Below are 20807 nucleotides of genomic sequence, written 5' to 3' on the forward strand. Positions count from 1 at the left end.
ATTCTGCTCACATACCGCACGGTATGTCACTAGGGGCGGGTGATCGATCACGTCACCTTGCCACGCGGGCGGTTTCATGGCCGGCTTCGACGGCAGCCGGGTGACTTGAATCCGGTGCCTGGCCGGCCTCTAGCGGGCGAGAACCAGCTCCGGGTCCTCGCGCAGCTTGCCGAGCGCCCGCGACACCGCCGACTTCACCGTGCCCACGGACACCCCGAGCACCTCGGCCGTCTGGACCTCGCTGAGGTCCTCGTAGTACCTGAGGACGACCATCGCCCGCTGCCGCTCCGGCAGCTTCGCGATCGCCCGCCACATCGCGTCGTGCAACGCCTGCTGCTCGGCCGGGTCCTCCGCGCCGCCGACCGCCTCCGGCTCGGGCAGCTCGTCGCACGCGAACTCGTCGACCTTGCGCTTGCGCCACTGCGAGGTCCGCGTGTTCAGCAGCGCGCGGCGGACGTAACCGTCCAGCGCGCGGTGGTCCTCGATCCGCTCCCAGGCTACGTACGTCTTGGTCAGCGCGGTCTGCAACAGGTCCTCGGCGTCACACGCGTTCGCGGTCAGCGACCGCGCGGTGCGCAGCAGCACGGGCTGCCTGGCCCTCATGTACGACGAGAACGAGGGGTACGTGAGCGCCTGGGCCCGAGCCGGGGCAGGTACCTGGGCCGGGGCAGGTGCCTGGGCCTGGGTCCCGGTATGGGACTGAGGCTGGGCGTGAGATTGGGGCTGGGCCTGAGACTGAGGTTGGGATGGGGATTGAGCCTGGGTCTGCGTGGCCCGCGCGGCGGGCCGGGTGACTGTCCGCGCGGCAGGCCGTGCGGCGGGCCTGGGTGCGGGCCGGGTGGCAGGCCTGGTGGCGGCTCCGGCGGCGGCCCGTGCGGCGGCGTTCGACGCGCTGGTGCAGACTGCTGTGGTCATGGCTCCACGCTATGAGTGACCCCCACTCCTGCGGATCGGCCGCAGGTCCCGAAGCAGACTCCGCCTCAGGTTGTAGGGGTGGGGCTGGCTCCACCTCCTGAAGGTGGACGAGCGGCTGACATGTACTGCGGGTTTACCCCTGGGGGCTCACCCGTCCGAGGTAAGGGCGGTGGGGACGACGGGGGCCCGAGGTCGGCAGACGCTGCCGCGAAGGCGGCCTAGGTCGCAGGCTCCGTGAAGCCCGTGAGTATCAGCCCCGATGTCGGCACCCCCGTCCCCGCCGTCACCAGGACCCGCCCGGCACCCGGTATCTGGTTCACGGCAGTGCCCCGCACCTGGCGGACGCCCTCCGCGATCCCGTTCATCCCGTGCAGATACGCCTCCCCGAGCTGTCCCCCGTGTGTGTTGATCGGCAGCCGCTCCTCGGCAACGAAGTCCGCCGCCTCCCCCTTCCCGCAGAACCCGAACTCCTCCAGCTGCATCAGCACGAACGGCGTGAAGTGGTCGTACAGGATCGCCACGTCCAGGTCCTCAGGACCCAGCCCCGCCGTCCGCCACAACTGCCGCGCGACCACGCCCATCTCCGGCAGGCCGGTCAGATCGTCGCGGTAGAAACTGGTCATCTGCTCCTGCGCCCGCCCGGCCCCCTGCGCCGCCGCCGCGATGACGGCGGGCGGACGCGGCAGGTCGCGGGCCCGCTCCACCGACGTGACGACGATCGCCTGCGCCCCGTCCGTCTCCTGGCAGCAGTCCAGCAACCGCAACGGCTCCACGATCCACCGCGACGCCGCGTGCTCGGCTAGCGTGATCGGTCTGCCGTGGAAGTACGCCGCCGGGTTCGTCGCCGCGTACTTGCGGTCCACCACCGCCACCTGCCCGAACACCTCCGGGGTGAGGCCGTACGTGTGCAGATACCGCTGCGCCGCCATCGCCACCCACGACGCCGGCGTGAGCAGCCCGAACGGCAGCGCCCAGCCGAGCGCCGCGCCCTCCGCCGACGGCTCCCGGTGCGTCACCCCCGAACCGAATCTCCGTCCCGATCGCTCGTTGAAGGCGCGGTAGCAGACCACCACCTCCGCGATCCCCGCCGCCACCGCGAGCGCCGCCTGCTGGACGGTCGCGCAGGCCGCGCCGCCGCCGTAGTGGACCCGGGAGAAGAAGGACAGCTCACCGATCCCGCAGGCCTGGGCCACGGTGATCTCCGGGTTGGTGTCCATCGTGAACGTGACCATCCCGTCCACGTCCGCCGGCGTCAGCCCCGCGTCGTCCAACGCGGCCCGCACCGCCTCGACCGCCAGCCGCAGCTCACTGCGCCCCGAGTCCTTGGAGAACTCCGTCGCCCCTATCCCGACGATCGCCGCCTGCCCACCGAGGGTGTCGCGGGTACGGGCGCTCATGTCCCGGCCTCCCCCGATACGGTCGGTACGGTCACCGTCACCGTGCCGGTCACATGCCTGCCGATGCCGTTCGCCCCGAGCACGCGCACGGTCGCGGTGTCGCCGTCCGCCTCCTCGATCCGCCCCGTCAACACCATCGTGTCGCCCGGGTAGTTGGGCGCGCCGAGCCGTATGGCCACCTTGCGGAGGATCGCTCCCGGGCCGAAGTGGTCCGTGATGTAGCGGCCGACCAGTCCGTTCGTCGTCAGGATGTTCATGAAGATGTCGGGGGAGCCCTTCTGCCGTGCCGCCTCCGCGTCGTGGTGCACGTCCTGGTAGTCCCGGGAGGCAACCGCCCCGGCGACGATCAGGGTGCGGGTGATCTCGATCTCCAGCGGTGGCAACTCCTCACCCGCCCTCATGGCCGCACCTCCTCGCTCACGATCAACTCCCCCAGTTCTTGCATCACTTCGGCCCCGCCGCCCAGATACGCGTCCAACTGCCGGCCCCAGAGGAAGTGGCGGTGCACCGGATGGTCCAGGTCGGCCCCCGCCCCGCCGTGCAGATGCTGACCCGTGTGGACGACACGCCGGCCCGCTTCGGACGCCCACCAGGCGGCGGTCAGCGCGTGCGTGGCGTACGGCAGCCCCGCGTCCCGCCGCCAGGCCGCCTCGTACGCCGTCACGCGTATCGCCTCGATGTCCATGTGCGCGTCCGCCGCCCGGAGTTGAACCCCCTGCCGCGTCGCCAGCGGACGCCCGAACTGCTCCCGGCTGTTCACATGCGCCACAGCCCGAGCGAGCGAACCGGCACCCACCCCGGCCTGCAACCCGGCGAAGGCGGTACGGGCGGTGGCCAGAACGTCGTTGTAGGGGGAGGGAGTTGGAGGGCGGGCCAGGGCCAGGGACTGCTCGCCCTGGGTGCCGAGGTGAACGCCCGCCGCACCGAGCCGCTCCGCCGATGCCCCGTCGAGCGTCAGTCGCCCCGCCGACCAAGGTGCCGTCAGCGCGACCGCCTCGACGCGCACGGCCTCCGTGACCGGGGTCAGCCACAACTCACGCCGGTCGTCGGCGACCAGGACATGCGTGGCGTCACGCAGCCAGGGGACGACAGGAACCACCCCGCTCAACTCGCCCTGCGCGGAGGCCCGTACACCCCCCTGCGCCGGAAACGCCCCGCACACCACCACCGACCCGTCCCCGATCCCCGGCAACAACCGCTCCCGCTGCTCGGGTGAACCATGGGCCGCCACCGCCAGCAGCCCGTACACGCAGGTCGACGCGAAGGGCACCTGGGCCGTCGTCCGACCCTGTTCCTCCAGGAGCAGCACGAGACCGAGCAGGCCCAACTCCTCGACGGCGCCGACCAGTCCGGCCGCGCACAGGGCCTTCCACAGCTCGGGGTCGCTGTCCGTCCCGGCCGCCGTGAGCCGCTCGGGTGTCGCGAGGTCGCCGAAGATCCGGGCGGCCAGCTCACGGGCCGCCGCCTGCTCCTCCGTGGGCGTGAAGTCCATGTCAGCCCACCCCGCCCTCTCGGCCTTCCTGGACACGGCCTTCCTGGACACGGAAGACGGGGAGCACCAGCGGCCCGTCCTCGTCGCCGGGCCCCTGAGGTTCGTCGTACCGCCGGAATTCGAGCCGCACCGGCAGCCCGATGCGGACCTTGTCGAACGGCACCCCCACCACGTTGCTCACGATCCGTACGCCTTCCGCCAGCTCGATCAACCCGACCGCGTACGGCGGATCAAAGGCGGGGAAGGGCGGGTGGTGCATCACCACGTACGAGTGGACCGTGCCCTCGCCGCTCGCCTCGACCGTGTCCCAGTCCAGGCCTCCGCAGGCGTTGCAGCCGGGCAGCCAGGGGTGGCGCAGTGTCCCGCAGTCCGTGCAGCGCTGGATGAGGAGTTGACGGCGCTCCACGCCCTCCCAGAACCCGGCGTTGTCCCGGTTGACGACGGGCCGGGGCCGCCGCGCACGAGTCCCCTTCCCCTCCCCTTTCCCCTCCTCCTTCCGGCGTGCGGGGGCGTACTTGAGGATGCGGAAGCGGTGGGTGCCGACGAGGTCCGGGCCCACCCGGACGTCCATGCGTGTCGTGACGAAGTACCCCGTGCCCAGCTTCGTCGTCTTGCGGTCCGACACCGACTCGATCACCGCGTCGAACGTGACCTCGTCGCCCGGCCGCAGGGGCCGCAGATACTCCTGCTCGCAGTCCGTGGCGACCACCGAGGTGCAGCCCGCCGCGTCGAGGAGGTCGAACAGCTCGTCGTAGGCGCCCGTGCGTCCCGTGTGTCCGGAGAGGCCGCCCATGGTCCACGCCTGGAGCATGGTGGGCGGGGCGACCGCGTCCGGGCCCGCGTACGCGGGACTGGTGTCGCCCATCGCCTCGCACCAGTGCCTGATCATCGGCTCGTTGACAGGGTCCTTGCCGCTGCCCGCGACGGCGGCCGCACGCCCCTCGTACGTCTTGAGCCGCGCCCCCAACTCATCGACCACCACTGTGCTCACCTCCGCCCCCTCGTCATCCCGAGCCGCATCGTCGCGACGATCTCCCGCTGCACCTCGCTCACCCCGCCCCCGAACGTGTTGATCTGTGCCGCCCTGTTCAACCGCTCCAGCTCGCCGTCCCCGAACACGCCCGGCGAGCCCGAACGCACCAGTCCTGCCAGTCCCGCCGGCCCGTCCGCCCCGGCGATGTGCTGACATATTCGGTACACCGCCACCGTCGATTCGGTTCCCACGACTTTCACGCCGCTCGCGTCGCCGGGCGCCAGCCGGCCCGCCCCGACATCACCCACCAAACGCCAGTTGAGCAGGCGCGTTGCCGCCAGCCGGGCATGTGCCTCGGCCAGCTGGGACCGCACCCACGGCTCGTCAACCCGGCGCCGCCCCGTCACCGGATCGGGCGTGCGGGCGGCGGTGAGCACGGCGGCGTAGAACTCCTCGGCCTGCATTCCGGTCGCGGCGAGGGCGACCCGCTCGTGGTTGAGCTGGTTGGTGATGAGGGACCAGCCCTCGTTCTCCGCGCCGACGAGGTTGCCGGCCGGGACGCGGACCCCGTCGTAGTACGTGGCCGTCGTCCGCTGCCCGCCGACCGTTTCGATCGGGGTCCACGAGAAGCCGGGGGCGTCGGTCGGGACGAGGACGATCGAGATGCCGCGGTGTTTGGGGGCCTCGGGGTCGGTGCGGCAGGCGAGCCAGATCCAGTCGGCGTTGTGGGCGTTGGAGGTGAAGATCTTCTGCCCGTCGACCAGCCAGCCCCGCTCGTCGCGTACCGCGCGCGTGCGCAGGGACGCGAGGTCCGTGCCGGCCGAGGGTTCGCTGTAGCCGATGGCGAAGACGATGTCCCCGCGCAGGATGCCCGGCAGGAGGGCGGCCTTCTGTTCCTCGCTGCCGTACTTCATGAGGGTCGGTCCGACGGTGTTCAGGGTGACCATCGACACGGGCGCGCCCGCGCGGTAGGCCTCGTCGAAGAACACGAACTGCTCGTCCGCGCCCCGCCCCTGACCGCCGTACTCGACCGGCCAGCCGAGCCCGAGCCAGCCGTCGCCTCCGATGCGGCGCAGGAGAGCCCGCTGCCCCTGGGGGTCGTCCGCGCGGGGTGGTCCGTCCGGCATCAACGCGGCGAAGTACGCACGGAGTTCGGCGCGCAACCGCCGCTGGCGTTCGGTGGGGGCGAGGTGCACGACGGCGGACCTCCGGGGCGTCGTAGTCGTAGCTGTCTCGGTCGTACGGACGAGGGTTTCTGACTGTCCGTCAGATACCGTGCACTGTCAAGGTCGTTCCCTACGGGCGCCTCACCACAGGCGCCCCACCGGCGGGCACGCGCGCGTGGGGCACGAAAAACGCCTGCGCGGCGGTGCCGAAGCACCACCGCGCAGACGCGTTACGACTCCAGAGAGCACACCTCACACACCCCCGCGCATCCCCACGCGGAAGTGGGGCGCGGCTACCAGAAGTTGGCGAAGTTGACGGCGACGTTCGAGTTTCCCTGGTTGATGGCGGTGAACGCGGATCCGTTGACCTGGGCGGTGTTGCTCTGGTTCGAGGCCCCCGAGCCGACCGCCTGCTGCTGTGTGGTGGAGGAGTTGCCCTTGTTGTCGTGCCCGACCCCGCTGCCGCTGACGGTCGCCACACCCGCGTTCGATCCGTTGCCCGCGATGGCGCCGTTGTCCGCCGCCGCGACGCCGGTGAAGAGGGCGGCTGCCAGCGGGAGGGCGGAGACGGCGGCGATGACGCGGGCGGTACGGATGCTTGCCATGTTGTTCCTCCAGAACAGGGTGCGTACCGGCTCCGTGGCCGAACGCACATGAACTACGGCTTCAAGTACTGCTTCCGCCAAGGCAGTTGGCCAACCGCCTCGGTGTTGTGCACGACGTCGCGGAACCAGAGTTGCCCACCGAATCCCCGGCGAACCAGAGCGGAAGCGGTTATTCCCCCTGAAGCGTGATGACAAGTCGATAAACCCCTTCACCTACCTTGAAGCCGCAGTTCGGGGCAGTACGGACACCTCACCCCCAGGCGCCCCAAGAGGCGAAGCGTTCCGCCAGATTTCCGGCCAATCCGCCCAGCCCGGCGAGTCGCCGCCTCCCCCTCTTCCCTTTTTCGAACACTCGTACGAACATGGAGGCATGGCCACCACCGACCGGCAGGCCACGACGCTGGCCCTCGCACACGCCCTGTCAGCCGCCGAACGCGGACTGGCCGTGATCCCCCTGTCCCGCACCAAACTCCCGGCCCTGCGCTCCCCGCACCGCGACGACCCGCTGCCCCCGGCGGGCGAAGCGGGGACGTCGGACCCCATGAGCCCGCGCTGCCACGGCGAATGCGGCCGCCTCGGCCACGGGGTGTACGACGCCTCGACCGACCCGGCGCGCATCCGCGAACTGTTCGCCGCCGCGCCCTGGGCCACCGGCTACGGCATCGCGTGCGGACTGCCCCCGCACCACCTGATCGGCGTCGACCTCGACACCAAGTCCGGCACGGACTCCTCGTCCGCCCTGCGCGAACTGGCCCTCCGCCACCTGTTCACGATCCCCGAGACCGTCGTCGTCCTGACCCCCAGCGGCGGCCGCCACCTCTGGCTCACCGGCCCGCCCGACGTGGTCGTCCCCAACTCCGCGGGCCGGCTCGCCCCCGGCATCGACATCCGCGGCGCCGGCGGCTACCTGGTGGGCCCCGGCTCCCGCACGGACCACGGCCTCTACGGCGCAGCCCCGGCCACCGCCCACCTGGCCCCCGCGCCCTGCCCACCCTCACTCCTGCGCCTCCTGCTCCCCCCGCCCCGCACGAACCACCCCACCCCCACCTCGACCGGCCAACACGGCCAGGGCCTGGTCCAGTTCGTCCTCGCCGCCCACGAGGGCCAGCGCAACACCCGCCTCTTCTGGGCGGCCTGCCGCGCCTACGAGAACGACATCGGGCCGGCTCTGGTGGACCCCCTGGTCGAGGCGGCCCTGGGCACGGGTCTGTCGGAACGGGAAGCGCGGGCGACGATCGCTTCAGCGGCTCGGATGACGGGGCATCGGCCGTGAGCGCGGGGGAGCTTCCGTCCCGACCACACCGTCCCAGACAGAACCGAGCAGGCGCGGCCGGTTTGAGGCAGTAGTGACACCTGTGCGTCGATCAGGCCACTGAAGTGCGACTTCGGCGAATAAGGCCGAAAGGCGCCCTGTTTGAATGGTGTACCGGGCACGCACACTCGGAAAATGGCGGTTCCCCACGGTGTCAGCCGGCCTGAGTGCCTGTTGTGCTCCTCGAACGGGCCCGACGTCCGTGAGCGCGGACGGTTCATTCCCCTGTCGGCCGACCTCTGCGACAGGTGCTGGGACGAGGTCGCCAACGAGCTTGCCGTGTGCGAGGGCGCCACAGCGGCACCGGATCCCGAGTTCGACCCGGACGACGTGGAGTGGGTCGAGCCACGCACCTGCCGGCAGTGCCATGCGCCGGTGCGCTGCTATCCCACCAACTACGACCGCTGGGTCGAACTGGCCACATTCGAGCTACCGGCCAAGAAGGTCCCGCCCGGGCACCGCTGGCGCTTGATGCACCCGAAGGCGGCGAACACCCCGGTCCCGGTGGCGACGGTGGCCATCAGGATCGGCGCCATCGATCCCACGCCCGGCGAGCCCGTGATTCCCGCTCACGAGTTCGTGTGCCTGAAGCACGAGGAATGACGGGCACACACGGGCCGCGGACGCGACGAGAGCCCCCGGCCGATCTCACCGGCCGGAGGCTCTCATGCTGCGGTGGGTGTGGGATTTGAACCCACGGTGACATCGCTGCCACGACGGTTTTCAAGACCTTTCGCCGATCACGAGCGGTGAGGTCTCCGCCGCAGGTCAGACGGGTACGAGCGCCCCCGCCAAGCCGTCGTCATCGTCGTCGTGCCCGCTACGTGCCCCTCGGTCAAGATCGTGCCCGTTGACCCACGCGTCTGAGGCTTCGGCCACCTGGTCATCGCGGCCAGCCACCGGACGGGCGTAGTGCCGAGTCGTCACGCTCGCGTTCGAATGCCCAAGGCGGTGAGCGGCCGTCATGACACCGTACTTGTCGGCTACCCAAGTCCCGTGCGAGGCCCGGAGATCGTGCGGGGTCACGTCGGTGAGACCAGCCGCCGACACGGCAGGATCGAAGTAGGCCTTGCGCCACTGGTTGTAGTGCAGCGGCTTGCCCGCGGGCGTGGTGAACAGCAGCGCACGGCCATCGTCGGGCATAGGCCTTGCGCCACTGGTTGTAGTGCAGCGGCTTGCCCGCGGGCGTGGTGAACAGCAGCGCACGGCCATCGTCGGGCAGAGTCTCCAGGTGCTTCCCGAGCCGCTTCGCGAGGGTGGGCGCCACGCGAAGTAGCCGCTTCTGATGAGATTTCGGGGTGTCGAAGACCAGGGCGCCGTTCGCCTCAGCGAGGTTCTCGTCAACCAGCACCGTGCCGCCCGCCACGTCGACATCATCGCGGCGCAGTGCGAAGCCCTCGCCCACCCGCAGGCCAGCGAAGGCCAGGAGCGCGATCAGCAGGTCATGCGGCTTGTCGGCATTGCGCACGACGCGAGAGGCTTCGAGCGGCGTCAGGATGTGCGGCTCGGTCTGCGGCATTCTCGGGAGGCGCACGCCCCGGCAAGGTGTCTGGGCGATCAGGTCGTTGTCGACAGCCGAGGCCATGACCTGCGACAGCACTCGGTACGCCTGCCGGATGCGCGACGGGCTGAGCCCCCTCGTTCGCATCTGCGCAACCCATTCCGTCACGGTGATCGGCCTCAGACTCGACAGCTCACGGTCCCCAAGTGCCGGGTTGATCAGCGAGTTGATCAACGATCGGTACGACGCCTGTGTCTTGTGCTTGAGCTGCGGTGACACAGCCGCCAGCCAACGAGCCGACCAATCCCGGACCGTCGTCTGTCCTTCGGCAGGGTCGATCCAGCGGCCGTCTTCGATCTCGATGCGCTTCTTTGCCAGCCACCGATCGGCGTCCGTGGTCGTGGCGAACGTGCGGTCGGCAGGCCGCAACACCCCGTCAGGCCCCGGGTAGCGAGCCTGGTACCGCCCTGAGGGCAGCTTCCGAATCCTGCCGAAGCCCCGGCGAGACTTGCGCTTCCCCGCCATCAGGCAGCCCTCCTAAGGCCTGTGGGTCGGAGAACGACCGGCTGCACGGTATTCGCAGCGATGTACTCGTCCAGCGCCCGTTCCGAGATCCGGACGTTGCGACCGACCTTGACGAAGGCGATGCGGCGTTCTTCGATCAGCCGACGAGGGAAGCGGACCCCTGTGCCAAGGCGAGTGGCCACCTGCTTGACGTCCAAGAGTTGATCAGCCATCACCACTCCCCCTTTGCCTCAAAGTCCGCCACGTTGGCGACCTCTTCGCGCGCGGTTTCGCGGTTGAGTTGGATGTCGCGGCGGATGTTGGCTGCGAGCCAGGATTCGCCGGGGGTGTGGCCGTGGCCTGCGTAGGTCCAGTGGGCGAGGGTGAGCGTGGTTGCCTCCGGGTTGTCCTCGGGGTCGGGCAGGCCCAGGGCTTCGCGGTGTTGGGCGGCGCGGTAGTCGGCTCTCACCTGTCGGAGGGCGCCCAGGGTGGTGGAGTAGCGGCGGGATTTGGTGGAGAAGTGGCCGCGGAAGCCGAGCATGTGGGCCCAGTCCCGGAGCTTGCGGTCGGGGTAGAGCGAGTGGAGGTCAAGGCAGGCTTCGATCAGGCGTCGAGGGTGGTCCGGGACACCGAGCAGTACGAGGGCTTCCTTGTTGCCGATCCGGCGGTCGACCGTGCCTGTGGTCTCCGCTGCCTTGGTGGCGTACTTGGCGACGTAGGAGGCGACTGCCGCTTCGGTGATCTCTTCTCCGTGGCCGAACGCGTTGATTGGTTGGACGTCGAGCTGTGTGCCCCAGCGCAGCGAGCGGGCTGGCTCATCACCCACGGGCGGCACGTCGACCGTGACGCGGGCGGCGGCGGCACGGATCGCATCGTCGAGCAGGTCGAGGGTCGCCCAGGCAGGCGGCGGACTGTCGGGGCCGTCTGGTCCGTCGAAGCGGATCACGGCATGGAAGTGGACAGCTCCGCGCTTTTGGTATTCGGCGACCTTGCCGAAGGCGACGCGGGACTGTTCGCGGGCTGCTTTCTGGGTCAGGCCCGCGCGGCGTGCGATCTCGCGGCGCAGGTAGATCGTGAAGTAGCGCCACAGATCGGAGGCGTGGTTGTTCCACAGCACCGCGCCCGCGTAGTCGTACGAGGCGGGGTTGAGCGGAGTGCCGAGTTCGGGCGCGTCCTCACTGTGGCGTTGCCCGCAGCGGCAGGCCCGGGTGCCAGGACGGTTATGGACCGGACCGAACGAGGGCGCGGTGAGGGTGGCGAAGACCCGCGGGTGATCCCGGATCGTGTGCGGGGTGCCCTTGTCGGGGTCGCCGACGAGTCCGGCGCGGATGAGGTGGTAGGTGTCACCGGCGTAGGTCCAGGCGCACGCGGGGCAGCGGGAGGCACGGCGATTCCCGCACGCGATCCGCAGCATGCCGCCCGGCTCATGCTCGGTCGTGTACGCGTACAGCACGGTCTTCGTGGTCGGGTCGATGGTCTTCGTAGCTCCAGCAAGCCGGATCGGGTCGGAGCAGCCGCCCGTACGCTTGATCTGGTCTTGCCAGCGGTCGAAGTGGGCCGAACCGGCCACCCTCAGCACGTCGCTGAGGGTGGCCACGTCCAGGCCCGCCGCGATGGCGGGGTTGGTCACGTCCAGCACCACCCGTTGTCGCAGCCTTCATCGTCGGTGTCGAACAGGGGCAGTTGGTCTCCGCCCTTGAACAGCTCCCGCAAGGGGCGCCCCAACCGGGTCAGATAGACCGGGCGCTTGTCCTTGGCTGCCAGGTGGGTGTTGATGGTGTCCTCGACCTGGCAGGCCCGCTCAAAACGCGCGGGGTCCTGTTCGCGCATGGCCTGCCATTCGGGGATCTTCCGCATCGGGCAGAAGTCACAGGACGACTTCGGCGGCACGGGCAGGCCCGCAGAGCGGATGATGCGCGGGCAGTCCGCACGGCGGATCTTCAGGTCCAGGAGCGGGTAGACGAGCCGCTCATACGGCATGGCCTTGCCTGCGTTGGCGCGGCCGATCTCGTCCAGGCTGATGCCCATGGCGACCGTGGCCGGGTGGTCCTCGGTTGCGCCGTGCGCCTTCAGCCAGGCCCCGGTCACCAGGACTTTGAAGTCGTAGGTGCAGTTGCGCTTGCCCGGCTTGCCGTTGGTCAGGAAGACCGGGATCGTCTGGCGGCTGCCGTTGCTGTTGATGATGCGGCCGCGGATCGTCTCGGTCCGTTCGTGCTGCTTGCCGATGTGCCGTTCCAGCTCGATCAGTGTCAGGCCGTGAGCGGCTGCGAAGGGTGCGGCGTAGCGTTCGACGTAGCGCAGGGTGTGGGGGTTTTCGGAGTCCTGGCCGACGTTGGCGAACAGGAAGGTCTGGAAGTCGATCCGGCCCTGAGCGGCCAGGACCAGGGCTGCCATGGACTGCCAGCCGCCGCCGAAGGAGAACGTGCGCAGAGGGCTTTGAGTCTCCGTCATCGCCTGGCCTCCGCACGGTGGGCGGCACCGTGGTTGGCGCTGTAGTCCTCGACCAGGTTCTTGACGTCGGTGTCGCCGTTGGCGTGGTCCTCGGCACCGCAGCCGCCGCACACGTAGTCGCCCTGCGAGCGGCTGTAGCGGGTACCGGTCTTGACGCGCAGGCCCGGGCTGTCCTCGGTCGGCCGAAGGTCGGCGGGGAGCTTGTGGAACATCGCGGTCACCTCCCGGCCGGAACGAGAACGGAGACGGGCCGCGGGAGCGCGTGACCGGTGCCGTCGCAGACGGAGCAGACGACGCGGAGCAGGGCGCGGGAGCCGTCGAGGTGGCGGGCACCGGTGGTGACGGAGACGACCGGGAAGCCGTCGCAGTGGTGGCAGACCGGACGGTTCGGGAGACGAACAGGCATGATGGACGGAGCCCTTTCGGATCGGAAGATCAGGAAGTGGTGGGCCGTCCGGGGCGGCGGAAGTTTGGCGACCGATGCCGCCCCGGAGGGTGCTACCTGCGCTTGTGGCTCTTGGACTTGATGGGCCGGGAGCGCGTCGTGGTCTTGTGCGGCGTGCGGGAACGCCGCCGGGTGCCCGCGCGGGATAACTCCCGTTTCTTGCTGCGGTTGATCGTGTAGCTGAGTCCGCCGCTGGCTGACAGGACAGCGATGGCTGCACCGGCGATGACCTGGACGACGAAGGCGATGACCAGGAGCACGGCGATCGATCCGGCGATGACGACCAAAGTCAGAACGATCGGGCCTTTGTAGGAGCGGGGTGCTTCCTGCACGATCACGACTTTGCGCAGGTCGGTGCCGTGGGGGATCTGCCGGTAGAGGTCGGCCGGGATGTGACCGGCGCGGAACTGGTCTTCGGGTAACTGCATCGGACCGTCCCTTCTGGTCAGGTGCACTTGTGGGTGTGGGCGGCGAGTTCGGCGGCGGAGCGGTCTTCGTGTTCGGTGGAGAAGCCGCAGTTCGGGGCGGTGCAGGCGGCGGTGTGCTTGGTCTGGCCACGTCCGTTGTTGAACGTGCCGACCTTGACCGGGCCGATGCGGATCACGTTGGAGAAGCGGTTCGGGCGCATGGAGTGAACCTCCTTGTCTGTTAGGCGAGTTGGGCGGCGATCGCACCGGCGAGGTCTTCCGGGACGCCGAGCCGGACACGCAGAGTCGCGGTATCAATCGCGGTACCGGTGCGCGTGCGGTGTTCGGCCGCGACCTTGCGGGCGTGGTCGACCAGCGCCGGGGGCACGGCCGGGGCGGCCTTGGGGAGTGCCGGTGCGGGCTCCGGCGCAGTGATCTCCGGCGCCGGTACCGGGGTCTCGGGGCGGTCGATCACCGGCGCGGTCCGGGGCTCCGACTGCGGCTCCGGGGTGGAGTCGGCGGGTTGGTGGGCGAGCAGGGTGCCGCCGAGGAAGGCCAGGGCAGGCCAGCCTGCGACGAGGATGCGCAGCCAGTCCGGCACGTGGTCGAGGTCGAGGAGTCCGGCGGTCGCGATGTTCGCGCCGAGTGAGGCGACCAGGGCGATCAGGAACCAGAACCAGGCCAGCTTCGAGCGTTCGGTGCGCAGCCGCCGCCACACCGCGACCAGGAGCAGGTCGACGGAGACCGGGTAGGCCCAGGCCTTCCATCCGGTCTGTCCGGCAGCGGCAGCGAGGTCGTGCAGGTGGGCGAAGGACAGGGCTCCGGCGATTACGGCTTGGACGAGTACGGCGTCGATGCGCAACGAGCGGGACACGGTCTTCACCTCCTTCGCAGGGAGTTGGGCCAGAGGACGGGCGGGGAGCGGTGTCCGGCCGCCCGGCCCCGGCGGGCTTCAGTCGTCGGCGGGGATCTCGCCGGAGCCCAGGCAGTTCAGGCAGATACCGGTCTGCTGGCCAACGGGCCGCTGCCTGCGGCCGACGCGGATGGTGCGGTAGACCTCGCCGGTGCCCTTGCACGGCGGGCACTGCTTCGTCGGGGGCTTGCTGGTCTTGCGTGCCATGAGCGATGTCCTTCCGGTTTTCGGCATGGCTCGGGTAGGGGCGTGGCGCACGTGCGTTGGGTGGGTTGGTGATCAGGGGGTTTGCTGCGGGACCGCGAGCGGCGGTGCCGCGGGCATCGGCGGCATGATCTGGCCGACCGGCCGGAACGGAGCCAGGAACGGCAGTTCCGGGGTGAGGTGGGCGAACTGGCGGCACACGGCCGCTGCCTCGCCGGGGGTGGTCTCGGGGGTGCGGATGCGGGACCAGCCGCCGGAGGTGTCGCCGGCCACTGCGACACCGGGGCGGTCCGGGGCGATGGCGGTCACGGCCATCACGGCATCCGGGGCTATGTCGCCGAGCCCCATGTCGGCGGTCTGCTTGTCGTTGACGCGGTGCACGACCCGGCCGGTGAGCTGAGCCCGCAGCGCGGTCGCGCCCTTGCCCAGGTCGGAGCCGAAGCGCTGCCCGCACACCTCCAGGTAGACGCCGATCGCGCGGGCCATCTGGCCCAGCCGGACCAGGTTCATGACCGTGTGATCGCGGGCCGCTTCGTCCTTCTTCGAGGTCACGAAGAACAGTTCCGCGATCTCGTCCACCAGCACGATCAGCGGCACCGGCCGGACCTCGTCGGGGAGTTCCCACAGGTCCGAGACCCCGTACAGGGCGAGCAGGTCGAAACGCTCTTCCATCTCTGCGACCAGCGCGTCGATCAGGTCCCCGGCCGACTGAGGATCGGTGACCAGCGCCGACAGACGCGACGCGTACCGGCCGAGTTCCACACCGCGCTTGCAGTCGATACCGATCAAACCGACCGGCAACTGAGCCAGCCCCTTGATCAGGTTGCGCTGATACATCGACTTCCCGGACTGGTTCGCGCCCAAGGTCAGGGCGTGCGGCACCTTGCGGTAGTCCCGCACAAACACGGTGCCGTCTTCCCGCAGCGCTACCGGAACGACCAGGTCACGCGGCTGAGCCTTGCGCGGCAGCTTGACCCGGCGCAGCACGTCCCACCCGGTCATGCGCAACTCGACATAGCCGGGCTTGGTCTCCCGCACGATCACAGACCGCACGCCCCACGCGTGGCGCAGACGCTCGGAGGACGCGGCGAGATCGGCGGGTTCCAGGCCGGCCGGAAGCCGGAGAGTGACCCGCAGACCGGTCGAGGTACCCCGCACACGGCGGACCTTCGGCGGCACCGGCCGCACCTCGGCACGGGCCAGGCTTCGCTTCACGAAGGCGCGGAAGCCGGACGGCTGCACCGTCAGCCCGCACACCTCCATCGTGTCCCGGTAGGTCCAGGTGAACCGGCCCCACGTGCAGGGCAGGCCCACCACCGACCAGTACACGCGCGGAGCGCGGTACTTGGCGTAGCCGAGGCCACCGGCACCGGCTGCTATGGTCCCGGCCTCCAGCCAGGTCGCCAGGTCCGTCATGGTCAGGCCCCCGGCGCCACGGCGACCGCGCGGAACGAGATCCCGTGCCGCTTCTGGCCGTTGAACTCGTTCTCCCAGTCACGCGCCTTGAGTCCGACCACCCGCACCGGCGTACCCGGCATCAGGCCCTCGGGGATACCCGTCTCGGGGATCGTGACCTGGTAGAGGTTGCCCTCTCCCTCGTCCGAGATCAGCAGACCCACCGTCGACAGGCCCGCACCGGTCTCCCGGTCCATGGCCCGCTCCCCGGTCTGCTTGTTGGCGAGCTTCGGCGTCGGCGCGGTCGCCACGAACACCATCGCGGTCGAAACATCGATCTTGAAGGACGGCATGAAGTACTCCTCACAGAGCCGAGATCGAGAGGCCGAAGAACCTCCCTAGGGAGATTTAACGGCAAGCTCCCTAGGGAGGTCAAGGGTCTCTGCTGTTGAAGTGCTTCCTGGCGCAGCAAAAAAGGCCCACCGAAGTGGGCCTTTGTTGCGCGAAGTCATTTTCTGACGAAGCGTCAGCTTCCGAAGCTGTACCGCAGGGCGTACGCGCCAGCATCAAGCAACATCCTGTTGACCTCAACGGCCTTGCCGTCAGAGGTGTATGCCGTGCGGCAGATCTCGATCACAGGCGTACCGGGCAGGATCGACAATGCGGAGGACTCCTCCGAACTCGGCATTCGAGCGCGGAGGTCCTCGTTGAAGTGCACGGGTTCTGCACCCATCTCTGCCAGGCGCTTGTAGATCCCGCCAGGGCCCGGATCGGGCTCAGCGATACGCGAGTCACGCGCCAGGTCGGCAGGAAGGTAGGAGGTCGCCATCTGTACCGGCTCGCCATCAACGAGGTACCGCCGACTGCGGATGACAACGCGCCCTCCGTCATCCAAGCCAAGAGCGCGAGCGACCCAGCGCGGCGCTTCCTCTTCGTACACCTCAAGATCCGCGGGGAGCATGGGGCGCTCGCCAACATCCGCTGACCAGATCGACTTGCCAGTTGCCCACTGGTCGCGAGACAGGCGCTTCGTGGCGTCCCTCAAGATCGGCTTGAACTCTCGGACATAAGTCCCGGAGCCGGGGCGCGATACCGCGACTCCTTCAGTCACGAGCAGCTTCAGTGCGCCGTTCGCTGTCATCTTGGCTACGCCGTACTCCCTGACGAGCGCGGGTTCCCCGGGAAGTCGGCGACCAGGTCCGAACTCACCAGCATCAATCCGTGCCCGCAGGTCATCGGCGATCTGCCGTGCCGTTTCGGGCATCGATCAGCCTCCAGTTCCCTAGGGTGGTTTCAGGCTACCGGGTACCCGGTAAGCGCACGAATCCCACCGGATGCCGGAGCCGACTTGTTACAGGTTTCTCTACCTCATCAAGCCCCGGCTGCGCTCCGCTCCGCCGGGCGCGCTCCCGGCTCCGCTGCGGGCGCCGCTCCTGCCTTCGGCTCGCTCCGCCCGCGCTGCGCCGACGCGCGCCCACGTGAGAGGCCAGGGCGATGGGATGACCACCGGACGAGTGCCACGGTCAAGACGATGCCTCCGGCGGGGGATCGGCCGACACCGGGATGGAGGGGGGCGCCGCTGCCGACCACCGGTCCATAGTGGCGTGCGCGGAGAGCTCCCATCCCGACCACCGCCGACCCAGGCAGAGCCGAGCAGACGCGGCCCATGGCGTCCAGGTCGTTCGTACAGTGGCGCGCTCCACCTGGACGCCATGAACCACGCCCGCTCCACGGTGTGTGGGTCGACGGCGGACGGGATGGGAGCTGGGGAAAGTGGTGGGTATCGGCTGCGATCGACAATACGCAGAGGCCCTTACTTCACCACAGAGAGGTGGCCTTGCTTAGCCGGTCCCACCTGACCTCCACCAGAGATCGCGGCAATCGAGAGTCCGAAAACGAGGGCGTCTAGATCATTACTGTTATCATGCAGTTCTTCGGCGATGCGGCGCGAACTCCAGCCGTCTTCTCGCGCAAGGCGGAATACTTCAGTAAACAGTTGAGAAGTCTCTGGATGGATTCCATCAGGTTCCGACGTCCTATAGCCGCGCTGAGACAGATCAATCATCCACTGGCGACGGTTCCACTCAGAGATCAGCTCAAGCTGATAGAGCCTTTCCACCATCGCCACCGCAGAGACCTTCCAGTAGGCTTTGAGCTTAAATACGTCATCCAAGCGAAGTCGACCAACGACCTGCGCAAATAGCCCATCTGCCGGAATCAAGAAACTTGATGCAAAGTCTTGCGCTTCTTGTTCTGTCGCACGAGAGCGATTCCTCTTAGAACCCTGATGCAGGACGAGATGACCTAGCTCGTGAGCAAGATCAAAACGCATCCGCTCGCCAGTTTTTGAAGTATTCAGAAAGGCGAATGGGCGACCCTCGTACATAAACGAGAACGCGTCGATTTCCCTATCAGTAATCGGGAGGGAAAAGACACGAACCCCCCTCCGTTCAGCCAATGCGAGCATATTTTTCACGGGCTTTTGATGCAGCCCCCAGGCTGATCGCACCTGTTCAGCAGCGGCCACCGGCGTGAGGCTAGAGGTCTCCGATAGGTCAAGGAGCTCGGGAGGCGGGGTTCCATAGTGCTTGTCGACCCAGCCGCTGAGAAGAACTCCCAATGAGCTAATGGACAGGATGCGATGGACCTGCCTAGCCGTCATAGACGACAGCGCTCGAAAACTTACCCACTCTTCCTCGACATGAGGGGCGTCATCTGTCTGGAAGTAGCTTTCAGGCAGATCCAAAACGCGCGCAAGCAAGTCGAGAGGTGGGTTGTCCACCTCTCCGGCTTCCCATCCCGAGACGGCTCGTCGCGACACACCACAAAGCTCGGCGAGGCCCTGCTTTGTCAGGCCTCGACGCTCGCGCGCCATCGTGAGACGAGTATGGTTAAACGAAGGATAATCAAGCTGTCCTTGTGACCATCGGTTCTCCGTCATCGTCGTCGTCCTCGCCCGGCTCAATTGGTGCGACCGCCCCGGAGGTGGGAATCGGGTCGATCAGAATCCTTTCGACCCACTCTCCAACGATTCCATTCTCTGCGTCGACAGGCAGAGAGAGCTCCACGCGGATGTGGTCGTCATCAGCATGGACAACGAGAAACCACGTAGAGCAGGCTTCGTCAGGCGGAAGCTCAGCAGCCCGCACTGGTAGGTCGATTTCAAACGCAAGTTGCTGGTATTTCGCGTTGCGGTCGACTCGCTCCTTCGTCTTAGGTCCGCGCTTCCGGGTCAGGCGGGGAGGCCGATCGCCATCAATGCCAGTGAATCGATCGCCCGCTACAACGGCGAACGCAAGCCGACGATCCGCTGAATAGACCGTCTCGTAGTTACCAGTCTGCCCGATTCGCCACCCTTGTCGAGCTTTCAGCAGTTCGCGTCGGAGGGCCGCAAGCGTCTCGGCCCACATGGTGATCCCGGGAAAGTTCCGCGGGTAGTAGCGAAGCGAGACACGGCTCCGAGCATCGTCGCCTGCTGCGACGCTGTTGCGGATATTAACAACCGACAGACCCATCGCCGCCAGGCGGCTCTCAGCTTGCTCTGGTTGAACGACCTTGCTGGGGCGGGCAGGGGTCTGCCCTTGGAACTGGCTCACGGCACCTCCGAGGTCCCAACTTCCTCAAACCATACCTCAGGTGAGGTGAAATTTGAGGAAGATCGCTGCACCTGTGGGCAGAAGCGGCATCCCAAGCCATGCAACACCATGGGACTGACAACGCTGTTCATGATCGGCAGGGCTGGCCGTGCGATGACGTTCGAGGGACTCGCTGTCTACTTCATCTCTCCGTTGGCCGTCAGAGGCTCAACACGGACCACGCAGGCGGCAGTAGAACACCCGAGACAGCAACCGTCGTGGCCAGCACGCCCAGCAACGACACGTCAGGGCCGGAAACGCGGCTCCGCTGGCTCATATGGTTAGAGCTAGGGATCACAACGTTCTGTGCCCTTGCCGTGCCCGATCCACCGGTAACTGACGGGGAACCACAGTGGCTGATCGACAGCGCACATGAGAAGGGCCCTGACCGATTGACCTGGTCAGGGCCGTTCACCTGCGGTGGGTGTGGGATTTGAACCCACGGTGACATCGCTGCCACGACGGTTTTCAAGACCGTTCCCTTAGGCCGCTCGGGCAACCCACCTGCGCACACGCCCACCAGGGACGGAGCGGGTACAGCGTACCGGGCTCGGGCCTCGCGCGGGGTCCGTGGTCCGGGTTCGCCGGGCGGGCGGGGCTACTCCGGCGTCGCGCCCGAGAAGTCGTACACGGCCCAGTCGGTGATGCGGACGTACCCGAGGCGTCGGTAGAGGGCGTTGCTGGTCGGGTTGCCCGGGTCCGTGAAGAGGACGATCTCCTTGGCGCCCGTGGCCAATGCGGCTCTGGTCACCTCGGTCGTCACGGCGGCGGCGTAGCCGTGGCCGCGGAGGTGGGGCGGGGTGTATACGGGGTCCACGCGAACCATGCCGCCGATCTTCGCGGTCGAGCCGGCGATGGAGACCGGGGTGCCGTCCGGGGTCTCCCAGAACGTGAAGTGCTTGTCCGCGAAGCGGGTGTCGGCCCAGGAGGCGGGGAGGACCTCGTCGACGGCGGCGGCGAACTCGTGGCACCAGTGGACGACTTGGGCATGGTTCTCCTCGCGCGCGACCCGGGCGTGGCCCTCCGGGAACGGCTCCGGAGGCGTGAGGGTGCCGAGTCGGTACAGGTGGAGCCGGACGCGGAGTTTCGACGTCGCGCCCGTGTGCCGCTGCCATGCCTGAGCGAACACGGTGGCGGTCTCCTCGTCCGCGGTGACGTAGGGAACGGCGTGCCCGACGTCCACCAGGCGGGCGGCGAGGGTGTTGGCCTGCTCGGGGGTGAGGGAGGTGGGTGCCAGGCCGCGAGCGGGGAGGCGGTAGAAGGTGGCGTCGATCTCGCCCGCTCGCTCCAGTCGGCCGAACAGGGTTGCTCCGCCGCCGTATTCGGCCGAACCGTGCGTGCGCAGTCTCTCCATCGTCGTCAACGCCGTGGTGTGCGGCGCGGGGCGCGAGCGCAGGAACTCCCCGCCTCCGGCGAGGAAGTCGTCCAGGTCTTCGGTGAGGTACCAGTCGTCCGGTCGCATGGTTCATGATTTCGCGCGCCACGGGCCCAC

The 20807-nt window shown here is 68.4% G+C and carries 25 protein-coding genes, 1 tRNA gene and 1 pseudogene; 2 read left to right on the forward strand and 25 right to left on the reverse strand.

The features are described from left to right. Positions 1–129 precede the first annotated feature (129 nt). The 7 genes from R2B38_RS19435 to R2B38_RS19465 form a co-directional block, all read right to left on the reverse strand. Entirely contained in the window at positions 130–603 is a 474-nt protein-coding gene (locus R2B38_RS19435) for a SigE family RNA polymerase sigma factor (protein WP_033285534.1), read from the reverse strand. Positions 604–1133: 530 nt separating this feature from the next. Continuing rightward, positions 1134–2312 (reverse strand): lipid-transfer protein, encoded by a 1179-nt coding sequence (locus R2B38_RS19440; RefSeq protein ID WP_318017365.1) that lies wholly within the window; start codon positions 2310–2312, stop codon positions 1134–1136. After that, positions 2309–2713 (reverse strand): MaoC family dehydratase, encoded by a 405-nt coding sequence (locus R2B38_RS19445; protein WP_318017366.1) that lies wholly within the window; start codon positions 2711–2713, stop codon positions 2309–2311. The genes R2B38_RS19440 and R2B38_RS19445 overlap by 4 nt, the downstream gene beginning before the upstream one ends. Continuing rightward, positions 2710–3804: an acyl-CoA dehydrogenase family protein gene (locus tag R2B38_RS19450; protein WP_318017367.1), complete on the reverse strand. Its 1095-nt coding sequence runs from the start codon at positions 3802–3804 to the stop codon at positions 2710–2712. The genes R2B38_RS19445 and R2B38_RS19450 overlap by 4 nt, the downstream gene beginning before the upstream one ends. Before the next feature lies 1 nt (position 3805). Next, positions 3806–4795 carry a bifunctional MaoC family dehydratase N-terminal/OB-fold nucleic acid binding domain-containing protein gene (locus R2B38_RS19455; protein WP_411978476.1) on the reverse strand — a complete coding sequence of 330 codons (990 nt, stop codon included), beginning with the start codon at positions 4793–4795 and terminating at the stop codon, positions 3806–3808. Beyond that, positions 4792–5973, reverse strand: coding sequence for an acyl-CoA dehydrogenase family protein (locus R2B38_RS19460; protein ID WP_318017368.1), 1182 nt, complete (start codon positions 5971–5973; stop codon positions 4792–4794). The genes R2B38_RS19455 and R2B38_RS19460 overlap by 4 nt, the downstream gene beginning before the upstream one ends. A 263-nt stretch (positions 5974–6236) precedes the next feature. Beyond that, a complete protein-coding gene (locus R2B38_RS19465; protein ID WP_033285529.1) occupies positions 6237–6548 on the reverse strand; it encodes a hypothetical protein in 312 nt (103 codons plus the stop codon). A 370-nt stretch (positions 6549–6918) separates the two neighbouring features. Here R2B38_RS19465 and R2B38_RS19470 point away from each other — a divergent pair, with 370 nt between their 5' ends. Beyond that, entirely contained in the window at positions 6919–7821 is a 903-nt protein-coding gene (locus tag R2B38_RS19470) for a bifunctional DNA primase/polymerase (protein WP_318017369.1), read from the forward strand. 174 nt (positions 7822–7995) lie between these two features. Then, the gene (locus R2B38_RS19475; protein ID WP_318017370.1) at positions 7996–8463 is read left to right on the forward strand and encodes a DUF6083 domain-containing protein; all 468 of its coding nucleotides are present in this window, start codon (positions 7996–7998) and stop codon (positions 8461–8463) included. Positions 8464–8628: 165 nt separating this feature from the next. On the opposite strand, the gene R2B38_RS19480 is transcribed toward R2B38_RS19475, so the two are convergent. The 18 genes and pseudogenes from R2B38_RS19480 to R2B38_RS19565 all read right to left on the reverse strand — a co-directional run bounded on the left by R2B38_RS19480 (position 8629) and on the right by R2B38_RS19565 (position 20777). Beyond that, a complete protein-coding gene (locus R2B38_RS19480) occupies positions 8629–9237 on the reverse strand; it encodes a tyrosine-type recombinase/integrase (RefSeq protein WP_411978575.1) in 609 nt (202 codons plus the stop codon). 331 nt (positions 9238–9568) lie between these two features. Then, positions 9569–9886: pseudogene (locus R2B38_RS51335) on the reverse strand (site-specific integrase); the annotation flags it as partial. Beyond that, entirely contained in the window at positions 9886–10098 is a 213-nt protein-coding gene (locus R2B38_RS19490; protein WP_318017371.1) for an excisionase family DNA-binding protein, read from the reverse strand. The pseudogene R2B38_RS51335 and the gene R2B38_RS19490, both read right to left, overlap by 1 nt. Then, a complete protein-coding gene (gene repSA / locus R2B38_RS19495) occupies positions 10098–11495 on the reverse strand; it encodes a replication initiator protein RepSA (protein WP_318017372.1) in 1398 nt (465 codons plus the stop codon). Before repSA ends, R2B38_RS19490 begins: the two co-directional genes overlap by 1 nt. Continuing rightward, a complete protein-coding gene (locus R2B38_RS19500; RefSeq protein ID WP_318017373.1) occupies positions 11492–12316 on the reverse strand; it encodes a phosphoadenosine phosphosulfate reductase in 825 nt (274 codons plus the stop codon). Before R2B38_RS19500 ends, repSA begins: the two co-directional genes overlap by 4 nt. Next, a complete protein-coding gene (locus tag R2B38_RS19505) occupies positions 12313–12528 on the reverse strand; it encodes a hypothetical protein (RefSeq protein ID WP_318017374.1) in 216 nt (71 codons plus the stop codon). Before R2B38_RS19505 ends, R2B38_RS19500 begins: the two co-directional genes overlap by 4 nt. A 5-nt stretch (positions 12529–12533) precedes the next feature. Continuing rightward, positions 12534–12722: a hypothetical protein gene (locus R2B38_RS19510; protein WP_318017375.1), complete on the reverse strand. Its 189-nt coding sequence runs from the start codon at positions 12720–12722 to the stop codon at positions 12534–12536. Positions 12723–12814: 92 nt separating this feature from the next. Next, on the reverse strand, positions 12815–13189 hold the full coding sequence (locus R2B38_RS19515; protein ID WP_318017376.1) for a hypothetical protein: 375 nt from the start codon (positions 13187–13189) through the stop codon (positions 12815–12817). Between the two features lie 17 nt (positions 13190–13206). Beyond that, positions 13207–13389 carry a mobile element transfer protein gene (locus tag R2B38_RS19520; protein WP_318017377.1) on the reverse strand — a complete coding sequence of 61 codons (183 nt, stop codon included), beginning with the start codon at positions 13387–13389 and terminating at the stop codon, positions 13207–13209. A 20-nt stretch (positions 13390–13409) separates the two neighbouring features. Continuing rightward, entirely contained in the window at positions 13410–14042 is a 633-nt protein-coding gene (locus R2B38_RS19525) for a DUF2637 domain-containing protein (RefSeq protein ID WP_318017378.1), read from the reverse strand. Positions 14043–14120: 78 nt separating this feature from the next. Then, a complete protein-coding gene (locus tag R2B38_RS19530) occupies positions 14121–14288 on the reverse strand; it encodes a hypothetical protein (RefSeq protein ID WP_318017379.1) in 168 nt (55 codons plus the stop codon). Positions 14289–14360: 72 nt separating this feature from the next. After that, positions 14361–15701: an FtsK/SpoIIIE domain-containing protein gene (locus R2B38_RS19535; RefSeq protein WP_318017380.1), complete on the reverse strand. Its 1341-nt coding sequence runs from the start codon at positions 15699–15701 to the stop codon at positions 14361–14363. Positions 15702–15703: 2 nt separating this feature from the next. Continuing rightward, positions 15704–16033 (reverse strand): hypothetical protein, encoded by a 330-nt coding sequence (locus tag R2B38_RS19540; protein WP_318017381.1) that lies wholly within the window; start codon positions 16031–16033, stop codon positions 15704–15706. Between the two features lie 173 nt (positions 16034–16206). After that, complete coding sequence (locus R2B38_RS19545) at positions 16207–16944, reverse strand: GntR family transcriptional regulator (protein ID WP_318017382.1); 738 nt, start codon at positions 16942–16944, stop codon at positions 16207–16209. A 549-nt stretch (positions 16945–17493) separates the two neighbouring features. After that, positions 17494–18621 (reverse strand): XRE family transcriptional regulator, encoded by a 1128-nt coding sequence (locus R2B38_RS19550; protein WP_318017383.1) that lies wholly within the window; start codon positions 18619–18621, stop codon positions 17494–17496. After that, positions 18587–19276, reverse strand: a complete 690-nt coding sequence (locus R2B38_RS19555; protein ID WP_318017384.1) for a hypothetical protein — start codon at positions 19274–19276, stop codon at positions 18587–18589. Before R2B38_RS19555 ends, R2B38_RS19550 begins: the two co-directional genes overlap by 35 nt. Positions 19277–19733: 457 nt before the next feature. Beyond that, a tRNA-Ser gene (locus R2B38_RS19560) sits at positions 19734–19820 on the reverse strand. 93 nt (positions 19821–19913) lie between these two features. Beyond that, a complete protein-coding gene (locus R2B38_RS19565; protein ID WP_318017385.1) occupies positions 19914–20777 on the reverse strand; it encodes a GNAT family N-acetyltransferase in 864 nt (287 codons plus the stop codon). Positions 20778–20807: the final 30 nt, after the last annotated feature.

This window comes from Streptomyces sp. N50 (assembly GCF_033335955.1).
GTDB lineage: Bacteria > Actinomycetota > Actinomycetes > Streptomycetales > Streptomycetaceae > Streptomyces.